The sequence below is a fragment of the Synechococcus sp. PCC 7502 genome (assembly GCF_000317085.1).
Lineage (GTDB): Bacteria > Cyanobacteriota > Cyanobacteriia > Pseudanabaenales > Pseudanabaenaceae > PCC-7502.
Window position 1 is genome coordinate 2,308,078 of the sequence record NC_019702.1, and the last position, 17,067, is coordinate 2,325,144.

Sequence of the window (17,067 nt, forward strand, 5' to 3'; positions counted from 1 at the left end):
GGTTATAATCCTTGCTATTTACTCAAATACACCTAAACCAATCAGCGATCAGGATTGTATGGTTAGCGGCAACCTGTATCGTCATATTCTTGGGTTGGTGGTGGGCTTGATCCTATTGCGGTTTTCAAATGAGAGCGGCACGAGCATCGACTTCAATAAAGTAGTCACGTTTAGGATAATGATTAGGGAACTAATTCCTCATTTTTGGGAGTTGACGGAGAATGAGAATCTAAATTTAATTCCTCTTCCTTGGACATGAAATGATACTTGCCAGAGCCAATTTTCTGAGCACTATAAATACCCGCACGACCTGAAGAAAGATAGCTCATTGTACAGGCGATCGCAATAAATACCCCAGATTCTATGCCAAACAGCTCGATTCCCATTAACGTTGCTGAGATCGGCGTATTAGCTGCGCCACCAAAGACTGCGACAAATCCCATTCCTGCTAATAAAGGTGCAGATAACGGCAGGATTAATGACAAAGCATTTCCTAAAGTTGCACCGATAAAGAATAAAGGAGTCACTTCGCCTCCCTTAAAACCTGCTCCCAGAGTTAAAGCCGTTAAACCGATTTTGGCGGCAAAATCCCAAGGTGGTAACTGCTGATTAAAGGCTTCAACAATTGTAGGAATCCCCAAACCGATATATTTTGTACCGATCTCCCAAACAATCAAAGCGATAATTAAACCCCCGATCGCAGGACGTAAAGGAGCATAGGATATTTTCGATTTAAAAAAGTGGCTAAATCTATGTGTGAGTTTTGCAAAAAGCATCGCCGTAATCCCAAAAGCTAATCCAGCTAAAATTGCGGAAATTAGCTCCATTAAGTTTATTGCTGGAATCAAGGTCGCATGACGATATGCCGTATGGTGCAGCCCTAAACTTAGAGTCATGCGATCACCCACAACTGCGGCAATTAGGCAGGGGAAAAGCGCATTATGGTTAATCGTACCGATTGCTAAAACTTCTAGACCAAAGATCGTTCCTGCTAAGGGAGTCCCAAAAACTGAAGCAAATCCACCACTGAGACCAGCCATTAATAAAATTCGGCGATCGCTCGATGTGAAGTTAAATATTTTTGTTAACTGATCGGCAAGGGAAGCGGCAATCTGAAGTGCAGTTCCTTCCCGACCTGCCGAACCTCCAAATAAGTGGGTTAAGATGGTTCCCAATAAAACCATTGGAGCCATCCGCAAAGGAATAATCTTTTTAGAGTTGTGAATCTCTTCTAATAAAAGATTATTTCCTGCTTCTACGGTTTTACCATAACGATAATAAAGCCAACCACTGAGGAATCCTCCCAAAGGAAGTAAGGCAATTATCCAAACATGCGATTCTCTCCAATCAGTTGCCCATTCTAGAGAAGCTAACAGAACGGCAGAACCTAGCCCCGAAAGAATACCAACAATGCAAGAAATAATAAACCACTTGCTGAGTTGGGAAAAAACAATAAACTGCCTAAGTTGATAAAGCCGTTTCATAACTTTTATATCTCTCTTGTAGCCGTTTTCCAACAAGTACGCGCTGATTTGAAAACAAAACTTTTGCTCTTAGCAAGCATTGCTTAAATAATTTTGCAATTGTTGGGCAATTTCTTGCCGATCTTGTTGACGATGATATTTGATCGCTTCAGTAAACGCCATTTTGCTTGCTTCGATCTTTCCTGTTTGTTGTAAAGCCACAGCTAAGTTTTGATATGCTTCGGCATACTGAGGATTAATTTTTAGAGCTTCAATATAGGCGGCGATCGCTCCCGTAAAATCATGGACAGACTTCCGAGCAATCCCAAGATTAAAGTAACCCGTAGCAAAATCTGGAGCAATGTCTAGGATTTTTTCATAGCAGGCGATCGCTTCGGCAAACTTAGATTCAGACTGCCAGAGGTTCCCTAGATTATTATAGGCAGGCAATTTGATCACATCCGCTACATCTAGTGCGATCGCATTTTGATAATGAGTTTTTGCTAATTCCCAGTTTTGTATATGACTGTAAGCAATGCCAAGATGATAGTTAAGCTCAAACTGCGTAGGTAAATTTTGGGGATCGGATTTCAGTATCGATAAACCTGTTTGTAATAGTGATAATCCTTGCTCGGCTGCACCAATTTCCACATACAATGCACCTAATTTACTATGGGTATAGGCATCATTGGGATCGGCGGCTAATTGCTTTTCCATTAAGCGTTGGGCAAATTCCTGCTTTTTACTCAATAATTCGGGCTTGTAACCATAGTGATGAATGGCAACTTGGGGAATAGTGATCACTTGCTGGGAATCCTGGGGATGACTTTGCATCAGAGCTTCTACAGAATTATCAATAGATTCATGATAAAAACCCGTGAAATAAATATCAAGACGGCGGCGAAATAATCTAGTAATTAAAGAATAAGGCGATCGCCCTGCCCCAATTTCCTCCCGATTAAGATTAATGGCTAGATATTCAGGATTATTTATCGCATTTTGTAAAATCGGAATAATTGCCTGTACCAAGACTTCATCGGCATCTAAAACTAAAATCCATTCTCCCCTTGCCTGCTCTAAGGAATAGTTACGGGCAGCAGCAAAATCATCACACCACTCAAACTTAAATATTTTGGCACCATATTTTTTAGCAATATTGACAGTGCGATCTCTAGAACCAGTATCAACCAAAATAATCTCATCAACAAAACCTTTGACACTTTTGAGGCAATTTGCCAGTCTTTCTGCTTCATTTTTGACAATCATGCAGAGACTCACTTTAATATGCACAGAACTTAAAGCTGTGGGTTTTGATAAATTATTAAATCCTTTACTGGTCATTGATTTTTGTTTTCAATTTCTAAAATAATATCTAAAGCCATAAAAGTAGATTAAAACAATATCACTTCGAGGCTTGTGAGCAACTGAGGTCGACTAAGGATTAAACTTCCAGACTAGCTTATCCTGAACTGACATCCTGAGTTGACAAAGGTAACACATAGATTAAACCTGAAACTATGGTTAATATCACAGCTAACCAAAATAGAGCTAAGGCATAAGGTATTTCTAGCAATAAAGCAGCGATCGCCAGAATTTGACTTACGGTTTTAACCTTACCCCATATATTTGCTCCAATAATAGTTGGTGTACTGGCATCAGGTGCGCCCCGCCATGCCGTGATCAAAATTTCCCTAGCAATGATCACAAATACAGCCCAAGCAGGAATTTGTTCTAGCTCTAGCAAAATTAGCAAAGCTGCAATTACCAGTAACTTATCGACAAGGGGATCAAGAAATTTACCAAATTCACTGACCTGATTGAGTGTGCGAGCTAAATAACCATCTAGCCAATCGGTTAAAGCCGCAATTAAAAATGCAATTGTCGCTATTTGCCGAGTCATAGTGCTGTCGTTATTGCTTAGAACCATAAAAATAATCGGGATCGATAGCAGCCGAGACAAAGTTACCCAATTGGGAATAGTGTTTAGATTAGGCATTTTCTTAAATCAAATATTTTGCTAGACTAAAAAAATCTGAAAATCTGAATACTCAAATTACGGTTGATGACTCAAATAATTGTTGGTGAAAATGAAGGGATCGAGTCTGCACTTCGCAGGTTCAAAAAGAAAATCCAAAGAGCTGGATTAATGGCAGATGTCCGTCGCTGTCAATATCACGAAACTACTATTGAAAAGCGTAAGCGCAAAGCTGAAAACGCCAGAAGAAAAGTTAGGTTTCATCGCTCTTAGGTTTCATCGCTGTTTGGAGAAGCGGGATCGGGGGATGAAGACTCCGAAGAAGCATTAATATCTCTTTTATTAGGGGAACTTCTTTGGGTGACATTCCTCACCTTCCAGCAAGCATAAATTAGTACTAAGGTACTTACGGCGGCATAGGTTCCCCCTGCTGGCATTCCTGAAATTGCTAAGGCGAGGCAACCTGCCCAAATTGTTAAGGTATATATAAATAACACTGTATCTCGCTTAGAAATTCCTGCTCTAACTAGGCGATGATGCAGGTGATTTTTATCAGGAGACATTAAGGATTCTCGTTTTAGGAGCCTGCCAAGAATGACTACTACCCCATCCACAATTGGAACAGCCAAAATCAAGTAGGGCAAAATTACTGCTGCCACTGCTGCTGTTTTCACTAAGCCAATGACACTAACTCCAGCGAGGGTAAATCCTAGATAATATGCTCCGCCATCACCCATAAAAATTTCCGCAGAGCTAAAGGGCTTAAAGTTATAACGCAAGAAACCTAAACAGCCCCCCGATAAAGCCGCTGCAATTAATGCTGCCGCAGGCTGATCCATAAATAGACTTGTGATCAGAAGTACGGCTGAGGCGATCGTAGTTACCCCTGCTGCTAACCCGTCTAAGCCATCGATCCAGTTTATGGCATTCACCATGCCCGACAACCATACCATCGTGATCGGTAAGCTCAACCAGCCAAATTTAATAATGCCAAAGAAGGGAATAGAAATAAATTCGATGCGTACTCCTACCCACCAAGCGATACCTGAAATTAGTAACTGCATAAACAGTCGAAATACGGCAGGCAGCTGAAATATATCGTCTGCTAAACCTAGAAGAAAAAATGCAACTCCGCCAATGGTTACGCCCCAGACTTCATATTCCTTGCTGGGCGGTAGGACTCCAAACCAGCCACCCCACCATACTAGTAATAAAGCACAGAGGGTACCTAAAAAGATCGAAACTCCCCCCAGCCTTACCACTGGAGTTGTGTGCATCTTGCGTTCATTAGGCTTATCGGTTAATCCTGCGATGAGTCCCAGTTTCCGCACTATGGGTGTACTAAACCAAACTACTAGGGCAGAAATGGTGAAAGCGGTAATAAAAGGGATGGCATCTTGATGGAACATCTGCTTTTGCGGTTGGATCGCTCCAAGAATGACTTTCAAAATTAATTAGTGTCAGCATATCAGAGTTTTTAGTGAAAAATAGTGATCTCAATTCTTGATCAAAGTGCCACTAACAGGCAGAGATTAGGTTATATGAGGGGCTGATCGAGATCAAAAATTATGGTTAAGATTATTGACTAAGTTTAGTAAATCGCTGCACCAATCTACTCTATGCAATCATCAAATCCTATCTTTCTTGACGCTCAAGATTTAATCCTTGCTTTATCTGAAGTGTCTATTTCTAGTCAAAAAGCGATCGCAGTGTCAGATTTAATTACCACTATTTCTGATCTTTTAACATCTAAGCAACTGGAATTACTAAGTACCACTGGCATTGACTGTGAAATTAAGCAACTAGGGAAAGAATCACAAAAGGGTAAAATCAAAATCAATATCCAGTTTATTCCAGAACCAAGAGTTGCTGAAATTAGTAATTTTTTACAAATTCCCAAAGCCAAGAAAGACAAAGTTGCTGGTTGGGCTGAAACAGTTAGACTGGCAAGCAGAACCTATGATAGTGGTAAGCGTGATCTGGCTTTCAAATTTCTCAAAACTGTATCGGCTCAAATTCAGAGTGATGAAGACAGAAAAAGACTTGATGATTTAGTAGGTAGCGAAATTAGAGATAAAAAGATTTGGGTACATTATCACTCATTAGTTTTTCAAGGGGGGAGTACAGCAATTAAACTCTAAAAAATCTAAGCACGTAAAGCTTCAAACATTTATCCCTTCAGGCTCAGACTTGGGTTTAGGACTTTTTTACAGAAAAAGTTGAAAAATCTAGGTGCTAAGGGCAAGATTTCAATCTGGTTAATACCAATCTAATAATTAAGCTCGTGATAACAACAAAATACAGTGGATTTTCTATACTATCTATACTGAATTCATGTAAGATCCCAGTGGTTAGCTGTACCACATAAAACTATATAAAAACTATGTCAGATATGATCCGCAGGCAAGTTACAGATAACCTAGAGCAACTTTTGGAAATCCTGCCAATCAGTATTAAAACCAGTATTGAGGAATATGGGCAACTTGATCAATTAGTCGAAGTGGTTATGGACTTGGGGCGATCGCCAGAAGCAAGATACTTTAATGAAACCAGATATTTATCAGAAATCCCCATTAGTCAGGCTGATTTAAATAGTTGTATCGAAAAGGTGGGTGAATTTAGTGGTGATAATCGCGCAGGTATTGAGCGCACTCTGCATCGGATTAGTGCCATGCGTAACCGTAAAGGTGTAATTGTGGGCTTAACTTGTCGGATTGGACGGGCAATTTATGGTACCAGTGCCATGATTCGCGATTTTGTGGAAACGGGTAAATCGATCTTGCTCCTAGGTCGTCCGGGCATGGGTAAAACTACAGCATTACGGGAAATTGCCAGAGTTCTTGCCGATGAAATTAATAAACGGGTTGTGATCATTGATACCTCCAATGAAATTGCTGGGGATGGTGATATTCCTCATCCTGCCATTGGGCGATCGCGGCGGATGCAAGTGGCTACACCAGAATTACAACACCAAGTCATGATTGAAGCTGTAGAAAATCACATGCCTGAAGTCATTGTCATTGATGAGATTGGCACAGAACTAGAAGCACTAGCAGCGAGAACGATCGCCGAACGAGGAGTACAGTTAATCGGCACAGCCCACGGCAACCAGTTAGCAAATTTAATTAAAAACCCAACTCTTTCGGATTTAGTCGGTGGCATTCAGTCTGTAACCCTTGGCGATGAAGAGGCACGCAGAAGAGGTACGCAAAAAAGTATTTTAGAACGTAAGGCTCCTCCCACCTTTGACATTGCGATCGAGATGACCGAGCGTTACAAGTGGATTGTCCATAAAGATGTAGCTGAAACCATTGACGGGCTTTTACGGGGAAGAGAGCCAGCTTTCCAAGTGCGAGCCGTTGACTTAGAAGGTAAGGTTAACGTTACGGAAGAAACACCAAAAATTCCTGAATTGGTGAAAAATCCGATCAGCCGAGGCTGGCGATCCACTGGACGGATGGAACCTTTGCCCCTAGATTATCCAGCACCGAGAAAAGCTGTATCTATTAAGCACAGAGAATGGACTGACGATGAACCAGAAGAAGTAAATGGAAGCTTTAATAGTTCTCCCTTTAGTAGCTCAATTACCTCAATTAATGGGTCACTGGAGTTACTGAATGTCCATAAAGAAGAAAAAGAAGGCGAATTTGCCTATATTTATCTCTATGCTGTGAGTCGCCACCAAGCAGAAGAAGTTATAGATGCTCTGCATTTACCTGTAATCTTAACCAAAGATATGGATAATGCCGATATGATCTTAACTTTGCGATCGCATATCAGACAGCATTCCAAACTTCGGCAAGTGGCGCAAACACGCTCCCTACCCATTCATGTGATTAAAAGTAGTACTATTCCCCAGATTACTAGAGCTTTTCGGCGGATGCTCCAAATTGATGAACCTAATAGTATTTCCCCAGTCAATGATCTAACTTTATTTGCCTATGGAGACTCAGAAGATGAAATGGAGGCATTAGAAGAAGCAAGATTAGCTGTGGAGCAGATTGTGATTCCTAAAGGGCAACCCGTGGAGCTTTTACCTCGTTCCGCCGAAATCCGCAAAATGCAGCACGAATTAGTTGAACATTATCATTTGAAGTCATCTAGTTTTGGTACAGAGCCGAACCGTCGTTTACGCATTTATCCTAGTTAGTTCCAATAAGCGAGCTAAAAATAATCAAGCTCATCAAATTTAGTAGAATTAGTCAAATGTAAAATTAGCGAAATATTTAATACAGCTTTTTTTATTAGGTATTCTTTTATATAAATTCAAGCTAGAAATTCAAGCTAGAAATTCAAGCAAATTATGCAGCCTCTTAACTCACGGGTTCTAACTTTGCAGGCACAGGTGGCGGGTAGACTCAAAGCCAAGGCAAAGGTTCCTCGCCTCGAAATTTTCAAATCGGGACAAAAACGCCCAGAAGTCTATGATCTGGTTGGCGATCGCTATGTCTTAGGACGAAGTAGTGGTAAGTGTCAAATTGTGATTCAAACTCCTGTGGTCAGTCAAGTCCATGCCGAAATCACCCGTAGAAATGCTAATAATTTTGTGATTTCCGATCAAGACTCTACCAATGGCATCTACCGCGGACACCAACGCTTAAAGTCCATAACCCTGAAGCACAAAATGGTGATCACCCTTGGACCACCTGAACTAGAGGCAGCCGTAACCGTGCGTTATATTGATCCACCGCCTTGGTATATCAGGACATTGCAATATACAGGGTTCGGTATTCTTGGCTTAAGTACTCTCTTGATATTGGCGATCGCCATTGAATGGCAAAAATTTTCAGTTAAACCTCTACCCATTGCCCAACAGGGACAAATTGAAGTTTTGGCAGGGGATAAAACCACTTCCATCGCACCTCCAGATCGGGAAAAACACACCGAGATAGGAAATCTATCGGAATTTGGCACCTATCTTCCCAATGCTGTCATTGCCTCCGAAGATAATGCCTATTACTACCACCTTGGGGTAAATCCGGGGGGGATTCTGCGTGCCTTAGTCACAAATGTTAGTAGTGGTGAACTGCGCCAAGGGGGAAGTACAATTACCCAACAATTGGCAAGGTTACTATTAGGACAGACCTATGTTGGTACCAGTGACTCGGCTGGACGTAAATGGCGTGAGGCGGTAGCTGCAATCAAGCTTACCTTTACCTATAGCAAAAATGATCTGTTAACCATCTACCTAAATCGAGTCTATTTGGGCAATGGAGTCTATGGCTTTCAAGATGCGGCTCGACTTTACTTTAATAAGTCTTTACCTGAACTAGACCTTTCCGAAGCGGCAACCTTGGCGGGAATTTTACCTGCCCCTAATCTGATTAATCCATTTAAAAATAAAAAACTGGCATTGGAATATCGCGATCGCATTCTCAATCGCATGGCAGAACTAGGCATGGTTAAACCCGAAGTCGCTGAACGAGCAAGACGATCTATTTTAAAGCTCAATCTTGATGCCCAAGGTAAAGTGCAAGGTACCGTTGCTCCCTACTACTACGGCTATGTCTATGATGAGTTAGAAAATATTGCACCGAATTTAGCACGGGAGGGTAATTTTGTCATTGAAACCAGCCTAGATATTGCGATGCAAAAAGCTGCGGATCAGTCTCTACGTCAAGCAGTAGCTACCCAAGGTGCCGCCTACAATTTTTCCCAAGGGGCGATCGTGACGATGGATGCTAGTAATGGCTCCATTTTGACCATGACTGGGGGCGTAGATTTTCAGAAAAGTCAATTTAATCGAGCCACAAATGCCTATCGTCAACCTGGCTCAACTTTTAAGCTTTTTACTTACCTAGCCGCGATCGCCCAAGGCATACCCCCAACCACCACTTTTTCCTGTAGTCCCCGCAGCGGAGTTGCTGGCTGTCACAACGGCGGAAGCGGTTTTATTGATATGTATCATGGCTTTGCCCTTTCCGAAAATGTCATTGCCATTCAAGTAGCAGATGCGGCGGGTCTAGGAAATGTCTTGCAAACTGCCCGCAAGTTGGGAATTACCTCAAAATTGGAGGAAAACTATAACCTAGTCCTCGGTGGCTATGAAGTCAAAATGTTAGAAATGGTTGGGGCATACGGTACGATTGCCAATCTCGGAATTTATAACACTCCCCATGCCATTCAGCGTATTTACGATACCAATTCCTGTAGCGATCGCAAAAATTACACCAGTTGTGAATTAATCTTTGATGCCAATACCTATTATCAGCCCAGTCCCAGAATTGATCCAAACATCGCAGACACCATGATTGATCTAATGGCAGGAGTAGTAAACTACGGCACTGCTAGAGGCGCATCCTTGGCACAAGCTACCACCGTCGGTAAAACTGGTACCACCGATCAAGGGCGAGACCTCTGGTTCATTGGCTTTGCTCCATCTTCCAAGCTTTTAGCCGCAGTGTGGTTAGGTAATGATGAAGGCATAACCGACAGTAGTAGTGTTTTGGCTGTGCAAGTTTGGAGTAATTATATGGCTAAGGTGATACGGTAGAAATGTTAATAATGATAAAATAACCATAAAGTTTTATAAGGACGATAAAATATGACACCTTCTTTAATTAATTTCTTTTGGGGCTTAGGCTATGGAGCCACTTTCGTGATCATTGCCGTAACCGCATTAGTACTAGTTAGTCAAAAAGATAAAGTTAAGCGCCAAGGCTAAAAATTATAATTACCAAATTTAGGGGTTAAGTCTGGCTTGACCTCTTTTTTAGTCCTAGCTTTAATCACTAAAATCTCGAATAAAAACTTGATTGGGGCAAAGCTGTCATTTTGTTAGAAATTTGTTAGAAATATTTAATACTTATTTTCATCCATGCCTATGATTAACTAGATTAGGGTTAGAATGAGCTAAATCACACCCCTGCATGGTACTTGCTGAAACGTTAGGAGAGATAAATCATGATTAATATTGGCGGCAATCCGCTAATGATACTTTTGGCAATTATTGCAGCCCTTGGTGGTATCGGTTTGTATTTTGTCCGTAGCTTTCGTCCTGAACTAGCAAGGGATCACGATATTTTCTTTTCGGCGATCGCCTTAGTTTACGGAATTATTCTCCTAGCTTTTAACTTTCGCATGGAAATTACTACCCAACTAGCACAGGTACTGGTAGTCGGGTTTGCGGGATGGTTTGCGGTGGAGTCATTAATTTTACGACAGGCTCTCTCTGCTCAAGCACGGCGATCGCCAATGAACCCCATTGAAGACGACCCTATTGACCCAGACTACCGAGGCTATCGGGCAGAAATTGATCCCAATCGCGAATTTGCCCCACGGCGCACCAAAAGCACTCGCCAAATGCGTGGCACCTCCCCCCAACAAACTGAACTGAGAGGTGATGTGGAGCAACGCAAACCCCGCCGCCCCCGCCGTTCCTCTGATGCGGTAATAGATATTGACGAAGATGACATCCGCCCCATCGCCCCTAAGTCTCGTCGTCCTAAAACTGATCGCCCTGATCGCGACTCAGATCGTCCTACTTCTCCTTCTAATGAATCTCCCATTGATTCTGAGTGGAACCGAGATGTACCGCCCCGCCGACCCAAAAGACCGAGAAATTCTGAGCCATCTTCTAACTTTGAAACCGATGAACAAGATTGGTAGTTTTAAGTATCAATGATTCCAAACCATACCTTCAGTTCCTTTCTATAATTTTCTATATTTCTAAAGATATTTGTATTTAAGCAAGTAATTTAGACTATTGTTGGATTACCCAACTCAATTTACTCAACTTAATTGATCAACCCTACTAGCAATACTAACTGTGAGCTATTGCGTTAACCCCAATTGTACTAGACCAGATAATCCAGATAAGGCAACGGTATGTCTTGCGTGTGGTGCTGCATTAAAGCTCAAAGGTAGTTTTTCCGCAATTAGACCTCTAGGACGTGGCGGTTTTGGGGCAACTTATTTGGCAGTGGATGAAAGTTTACCCGGACATCCTCCGTGTGTTATTAAACAATTACGTCCTAATACCCAATCTGCCAGTGTGCTGAAAATGGCAAGGGAGTTATTTGAACGGGAAGCTACAACCCTTGGTAGAATTGGCAACCATCCACAAATCCCCCGACTATTAGCATATTTTGAAGAGGCAGCAAATTTTTATCTGGTGCAAGAATATGTGGAAGGGGAAACCCTAAAGCAGGAATTTGAACGCAAAGGCAACTTCAAAGAGATTGATATTATTAAAGTCCTTTCCGAAATTCTGCCAGCTTTGGGGTTCATGCATCAAAATGGCGTAATTCACCGAGATATTAAGCCTGCTAATATTATTCGCCGTAAACAAGATGCTCAATTAGTTCTAATTGATTTTGGTGCAGTTTCAACTCAAACTAATAGGGCTACCGCTGAAGAAGAAGAGGGTGGGCTACTGACCAGCTTTGCCATTGGTACCCCCGGTTTTGCTCCACCTGAACAGATGGCAATGCGCCCAGTTTACTCTAGTGACATCTATGCCACAGCTATGACCTGCCTATATTTAATGACAGGTCGTTCTCCTAAGGATTTCCCCCATGATCCATATACGGGCGAGATTAATTGGCGATCAGAGGTAAATCTTAGTGAAAATATGGCTGCGATTTTCAATAAAATGCTGCAAATTTCAGTTTCCCAGCGGTTTCGTACAGCTGAGGAAGTAATTGCTGCCATGGGAGCCAAGTCAGCCCCAACAATCACCGCATCCAGACCACCTGCCTCCAATCCCGTTACTCCTAAACGATCTACAACTAGTTTACGCACTTCTACCACTAGAGGCGGTTCCACCCAAGGAGCAGGTAAGTTTAGTACCCAAGATTTATCGGGTGGTTCTACTACTGGTAAAGCCATCACTCCTCGTACCCAATCAACTAGAGGCTGGACAAAGTCCCCAACTGGTGAAGACGATAGCTTTACGCGCACAAGGGATCAAACCTACATTGGTAAAGAACTAGGTAAAGAACTTAAAGGTGGTAGAAAAGTCATTGTTGAGTATGGTCATGGAAAGCGCAACTTTGCCAACCTTGATCTATCTAAGGCATCCTTGGCAGGGACAAACCTGTCAGGAATCGTGATGAGTCGCTCTAAGCTGGTCGAAACAGATTTTTGTCAGTCAGATTTAACCCACGCCAGCTTTACTGGAGCAATTATGACTCAAGTTAAATTAAATGGAGCTAATTTGGCTCAAGCGAAGATGCAACGTGCCATTTTAACTAAAGCCGATTTAGGTGGTGCCTGCTTAAATCAGGCTGACTTGAGGGAAGCAAACCTCCAATCCGCCTATATGAGCAAAGCAGATTTATCAGGGGCAGATTTAACCGGTGCCAATCTTAAGGGCGCATACTTGAGTCAAGCTAATCTACGGGGCACTAATTTATCTGGGGCTGATTTAAAGGGAGCTAGGATTACGGATGAGCAAATAGCAACAGCCAAAACTAATTGGGCAACGGTTCGTCCCGATGGTAGTAAGAAAATATTTTAATGGCTACTTGGCAATGTATTCAAAATTGTGGTGCCTGTTGCCACCTTGACCCCAGCGATCGCCCCGATCTGGCAGAATATTTAACCCCAATCCAGTTAGAGCAGTATCTGAGTATGGTGGGGATTGACGGTTGGTGCATTAATTTTGATCAAGTCACTAGAGCCTGTAAAATTTACGCTGATCGCCCCCGATTTTGTCGTGTTGAATCAGAAATATTTTCAGAAATGTTTGGCATAACGGCAGAAGAATTAAATGACTTTGCGATAGACTGCTGCCGAGAACAAATTATGGATCGCTATGGGGACTATTCCTTAGAAAGCATTAGATTTGAGCAGGCAATAGGCAGTTCTAGTATAATTAGTACTAATAACCCATACTAACTAGCAAATAGCGTACAATGGGTCTGACTATATAGAGGCATCATGTGGTGGGAGCAGCCCACTTTTTTTGTTTCTTGATTTTATTTCTGTTTATATCCTAGAGCGATTTTATATGAGTCATCCCTTAATTCCCCCCGTCACGGAAATTGCTGAGGCGATCGCTATACCCCTGAATTTAGAGGTCGTAGAGGTTGCTATATATACCCATAAAAATCCAGCAATCCTGCGGATTGATATCCGTAATCTTAACGAACATACAGGACTTGAAGACTGTGAACGGATGAGTAAGGCATTAGAAGTCGCCCTAGACCAAACAGATATAATTCCCCATGCCTATGTCCTAGAAGTATCAAGTCCCGGTACGGATCGGGAAATTAAAACTGATCGAGAATTCATCGCCTTTAAGGGATTTAGCATCAAAGCGATCGCTGGCAATGATACTTGGGTGGGACAGCTAGTTAGTCGTGATTCTGAACACATTACTATTAGTCAAAAAGGTCGTATAGTCACAATTCCCCGACAGGGTATTACCAAAGTAGAACTGGCAAACTAGCCAATCTAGCCAATTAAATTATCTATAAATAAAATCAGGAGATATTAGCAGTATGTCAATCGTAGATTTACCCGGTCTTGGCGGTATGGTGGATGTGATTAGTAAGGAACGCAACCTACCCAAGCACGCTGTTGAAAATGCTTTGCGTGAGGCTTTACTCAAAGGCTATGAAAAATATCGCAAAACCTATCGTACTGATGGTGGTAGCTTTGAAGAAGAATATTTTGAGAACTTTGATGTTGAGCTAGATGCGGAAAATGAGGGCTTTCGTGTCCTAGCTACTAAAACCATTGTCGATAATGTGGAAAATTCCGATCACCAAATTTCCTTAGCAGAGGTACAGGAAGTCGCTCCCGAAGCACAGGCGGGAGGAACCGTAGTTGTGGATGTAACTCCTAAACAGGGTGACTTTGGACGGATGGCAGCTATGCAAACTAAGCAAGTATTAGCGCAAAAATTACTTGATCAGCAACGGCGACTCATTCGCGAAGAGTTCCAAGACCTTGAAGGTACAGTTTTACAGGCAAGGGTATTACGGTTTGAAAATGATTCAGTCATTATGTCGATTAGCAGTGGCATCGGACAGCCAGAAGTAGAAGCGGAATTACCTCGGCGGGAGCAGTTACCGGGGGAAAGACCCTATCGCCCTAACTCTACCCTGAAGGTATACTTGAAAAAAATCCATGAGGAACCCCGTCGCAAACCCCAATTATTGGTTTCCCGTGCCGATGCGGGACTGGTTGTGGATTTATTTGCCAATGAAGTTCCTGAAATAGAAGATGAAATTGTGCGAATTGTGGCAGTTGCCCGTGAAGCTAATCCTCCTTCTCCATCAATGGGGGCAAGAACCAAAATCGCCGTAGATACCCTAGAACGAGATGTTGATCCTGTAGGTGCCTGTATTGGAGCTAAGGGTTCTCGGATTCAGGCTGTGGTGTCAGAGTTAAGGGGCGAGAAAATTGATGTAATTGCTTGGTCTCCCGATCCCGCTACCTATATTGCCCATGCTTTAAGTCCAGCCAAAATTCAAGAAGTCAGACTGGTGAATGCCGAAGGTCGTCAGGCACATGTATTAGTTCCTGTGGATCAATTAAGTTTAGCGATCGGGCGAGAAGGTCAAAACGTGCGCTTAGCAGCGAAGTTGACAGGCTGGAAGATTGATATTAAGGATGCTTCAAAGTACGATTACGAAGCAGAGGATAAAAAGATTCAAGAGGAACTTACCTCCCGACAACTACGCTTCCAAGATTCCCAAGATTTTCAAGATGTAGAAGAAGAGGATGAAGCCTAACCTGCGACGGTGCCTGAGTTGCCAGAAAGTTGATCTTAAGCAGGAATTTTGGCGAGTAGTAAGAGTTGATAGTGCAGTTAAATTAGATGTGGGTATGGGTCGCTCTGCCTATATTTGCCCTAATTTAAATTGCCTCCAACTGGCACAAAAAAAGAATCGCTTAGGGCGATCGCTCCGCACGCAAATTAATCCGGAAATCTATGAAATTCTGAAGCAGAGATTAAGTAATGCCTAGCAAAATTAAAGTAGATCGCCAAGTTAAGATTCCCATGCGGGATGGCATTAATCTCACCGCCGATATATACCGTCCGAGGGGTGTGGATATGCCCTTGCCCGTATTACTCATGCGACTTCCCTATGGTAGAGCGATCGCCTCCACGGTTACCTATGCTCATCCCAGTTGGTATGCAGCCCAAGGGTATATAGTTGTGATCCAAGATGTCAGGGGTTGCGGCACCTCAGAGGGTGAGTTTTATCCTTTTCGTCATGAATATGAAGATGGATACGATACTGTGACTTGGTGTGCAGAGAACCTAGAAGGTAGCAATGGCAAAGTGGGGATGTATGGATTTTCCTACCAAGGTGTTACCCAGTTGCAAGCGGCAGTGATGCAGCCTAGGGGATTAGTGACAATTTGTCCCGCCATGGCAGGTGCAGATTTATATGATGGTTGGTTTTATTTTGGTGGAGCGATCGCCTTAGAGTTTACCCTCTCATGGGCATTACAGCTTACGCAAAATCAGGCATATTATCGGAAGTTAGAACCCCAATCAACTAATTTATGGCAAGCACAACAGGAAGTTTCTCGATCGCTATCCAGCGTGCCATTAGATCAAGTTCCCATTCTTAAGTCCGACCCCCTAGGGCAGTTTTTCTTTGATTGGCTAAGAAATGATCAAGCCGATGCTCCCTACTGGCAGGAGTTAAATCCCCTTAGTCGATTTGCCCAGTTTGATCTACCCGCTTTACACATTGCAGGGTGGGCAGACATTTTTATTGAAACTACAATCGCCACCTATGAAGCCGCTAAACAAGTTACAAATCAGCCTCAATTTTTAATTGGCAGTCCTTGGCAGCATTTACCTTGGCGCTCACAGGTGGGGGAACTAAATTTTGGTGATGCCGCAATTCCACAAATTGATCAATTGCAAGTGGATTGGTTTGATTATTGGCTCAAAGGTATAGATAATGGCATGATGGGGCGATCGCCTGTACAGTTATTTCTCATGGGGGAAAATCGGTGGCTTAATCTTAAAACATGGGAACAGGAACCCGAATATCAGAATTTTTACCTAGATTCTAATAGCAAGATTACTACAAATACTTCTGATTTATTACCTTCATCTCTTCCTGATATTTATATATACGATCCGCGCATTCCTACCCCTAGTACTAGCTACGGAGCATACGATCAATCTGCAATTAATCAGCGATCAGATGTCCTAACCTATAGCAGTCCGCCTTTAACCGCAAACTTAAGAATCACTGGAATAGCAGAATTTATTCTGTATGCAGAAACCTCTGCCCCTGATACTGATTGGGTTGTGAGGTTGTTGGATATTTATCCCGATGGTCGTCAGATGCTGGTAACAATGGGAGTAATCAGGGCAAAATTCCGGAATGCCTTTAAGCAAACAGAGATACTGGAGCCAGAGATAGTTTTAGAATACAAAATTAAACTTCGTCCCACCTGTCATAGCTTTGAATTAGGGCATCGTCTTGGTATAGCGATCGCCTCGGCGGCTTTTCCATTAATTGAGAGACATACCAATACGGCAAAATCCCCATCTACTTGTACAGTTAGCGAGTTTTTTGAGGCAACCCAACAGATTTATCACGATCAACAATTTCCCTCCCACCTTAAGCTGCCATTATTAAAACTCTGAGCTAGGAACTATTAGGGTTTTTGATCGTGTTCAGAAAAAAAGGGTCGTAGCGATCGCCT

Annotated in this window: 16 protein-coding genes; 12 read left to right on the forward strand and 4 right to left on the reverse strand. The window is 42.5% G+C overall.

Annotated features, from left to right (window positions below):
- Window positions 1–182: 182 nt before the first annotated feature.
- The 3 genes from SYN7502_RS11385 to pgsA all read right to left on the reverse strand — a co-directional run bounded on the left by SYN7502_RS11385 (window position 183) and on the right by pgsA (window position 3,459).
- The gene (locus SYN7502_RS11385) at window positions 183–1,484 is read right to left on the reverse strand and encodes a voltage-gated chloride channel family protein (RefSeq protein WP_015168969.1); all 1,302 of its coding nucleotides are present in this window, start codon (window positions 1,482–1,484) and stop codon (window positions 183–185) included.
- Between the two features lie 69 nt (window positions 1,485–1,553).
- Window positions 1,554–2,804, reverse strand: coding sequence for a glycosyltransferase (locus SYN7502_RS11390; RefSeq protein ID WP_015168970.1), 1,251 nt, complete (start codon window positions 2,802–2,804; stop codon window positions 1,554–1,556).
- A gap of 118 nt (window positions 2,805–2,922) precedes the next feature.
- Window positions 2,923–3,459, reverse strand: a complete 537-nt coding sequence (pgsA, locus tag SYN7502_RS11395; RefSeq protein WP_015168971.1) for a CDP-diacylglycerol--glycerol-3-phosphate 3-phosphatidyltransferase — start codon at window positions 3,457–3,459, stop codon at window positions 2,923–2,925.
- A 66-nt stretch (window positions 3,460–3,525) separates the two neighbouring features.
- Here pgsA and rpsU point away from each other — a divergent pair, with 66 nt between their 5' ends.
- Complete coding sequence (gene rpsU, locus SYN7502_RS11400) at window positions 3,526–3,711, forward strand: 30S ribosomal protein S21 (RefSeq protein WP_015168972.1); 186 nt, start codon at window positions 3,526–3,528, stop codon at window positions 3,709–3,711.
- Here the strand turns inward: rpsU and SYN7502_RS11405 are convergent.
- Window positions 3,708–4,847 (reverse strand): glycosyltransferase family 4 protein, encoded by a 1,140-nt coding sequence (locus SYN7502_RS11405; RefSeq protein ID WP_015168973.1) that lies wholly within the window; start codon window positions 4,845–4,847, stop codon window positions 3,708–3,710. The two genes, rpsU and SYN7502_RS11405, sit on opposite strands and share 4 nt — an antisense overlap.
- A 210-nt stretch (window positions 4,848–5,057) precedes the next feature.
- Here SYN7502_RS11405 and SYN7502_RS11410 point away from each other — a divergent pair, with 210 nt between their 5' ends.
- The 11 genes from SYN7502_RS11410 to SYN7502_RS11460 all read left to right on the forward strand — a co-directional run bounded on the left by SYN7502_RS11410 (window position 5,058) and on the right by SYN7502_RS11460 (window position 17,008).
- Window positions 5,058–5,579, forward strand: a complete 522-nt coding sequence (locus tag SYN7502_RS11410) for a KGK domain-containing protein (protein WP_015168974.1) — start codon at window positions 5,058–5,060, stop codon at window positions 5,577–5,579.
- A gap of 242 nt (window positions 5,580–5,821) precedes the next feature.
- Complete coding sequence (locus SYN7502_RS11415) at window positions 5,822–7,588, forward strand: R3H domain-containing nucleic acid-binding protein (protein ID WP_015168975.1); 1,767 nt, start codon at window positions 5,822–5,824, stop codon at window positions 7,586–7,588.
- Window positions 7,589–7,741: 153 nt separating this feature from the next.
- A complete protein-coding gene (locus SYN7502_RS11420) occupies window positions 7,742–9,931 on the forward strand; it encodes a transglycosylase domain-containing protein (protein WP_015168976.1) in 2,190 nt (729 codons plus the stop codon).
- A gap of 51 nt (window positions 9,932–9,982) precedes the next feature.
- Window positions 9,983–10,102, forward strand: coding sequence for a photosystem II reaction center X protein (locus tag SYN7502_RS11425; RefSeq protein WP_015168977.1), 120 nt, complete (start codon window positions 9,983–9,985; stop codon window positions 10,100–10,102).
- A gap of 239 nt (window positions 10,103–10,341) precedes the next feature.
- Window positions 10,342–11,046: a Ycf66 family protein gene (locus tag SYN7502_RS11430; RefSeq protein ID WP_015168978.1), complete on the forward strand. Its 705-nt coding sequence runs from the start codon at window positions 10,342–10,344 to the stop codon at window positions 11,044–11,046.
- Window positions 11,047–11,206: 160 nt separating this feature from the next.
- Window positions 11,207–12,898, forward strand: coding sequence for a serine/threonine-protein kinase (locus SYN7502_RS11435; protein ID WP_015168979.1), 1,692 nt, complete (start codon window positions 11,207–11,209; stop codon window positions 12,896–12,898).
- The gene (locus SYN7502_RS11440) at window positions 12,898–13,278 is read left to right on the forward strand and encodes a YkgJ family cysteine cluster protein (RefSeq protein WP_015168980.1); all 381 of its coding nucleotides are present in this window, start codon (window positions 12,898–12,900) and stop codon (window positions 13,276–13,278) included. The genes SYN7502_RS11435 and SYN7502_RS11440 overlap by 1 nt, the downstream gene beginning before the upstream one ends.
- A gap of 112 nt (window positions 13,279–13,390) precedes the next feature.
- The gene (gene rimP, locus SYN7502_RS11445) at window positions 13,391–13,831 is read left to right on the forward strand and encodes a ribosome maturation factor RimP (protein ID WP_015168981.1); all 441 of its coding nucleotides are present in this window, start codon (window positions 13,391–13,393) and stop codon (window positions 13,829–13,831) included.
- Window positions 13,832–13,883: 52 nt separating this feature from the next.
- The gene (gene nusA / locus SYN7502_RS11450) at window positions 13,884–15,122 is read left to right on the forward strand and encodes a transcription termination factor NusA (protein ID WP_015168982.1); all 1,239 of its coding nucleotides are present in this window, start codon (window positions 13,884–13,886) and stop codon (window positions 15,120–15,122) included.
- Window positions 15,112–15,357 (forward strand): YlxR family protein, encoded by a 246-nt coding sequence (locus tag SYN7502_RS11455; RefSeq protein ID WP_015168983.1) that lies wholly within the window; start codon window positions 15,112–15,114, stop codon window positions 15,355–15,357. The genes nusA and SYN7502_RS11455 overlap by 11 nt, the downstream gene beginning before the upstream one ends.
- Window positions 15,350–17,008 carry a CocE/NonD family hydrolase gene (locus SYN7502_RS11460; protein ID WP_015168984.1) on the forward strand — a complete coding sequence of 553 codons (1,659 nt, stop codon included), beginning with the start codon at window positions 15,350–15,352 and terminating at the stop codon, window positions 17,006–17,008. Before SYN7502_RS11455 ends, SYN7502_RS11460 begins: the two co-directional genes overlap by 8 nt.
- Window positions 17,009–17,067 lie beyond the last annotated feature (59 nt).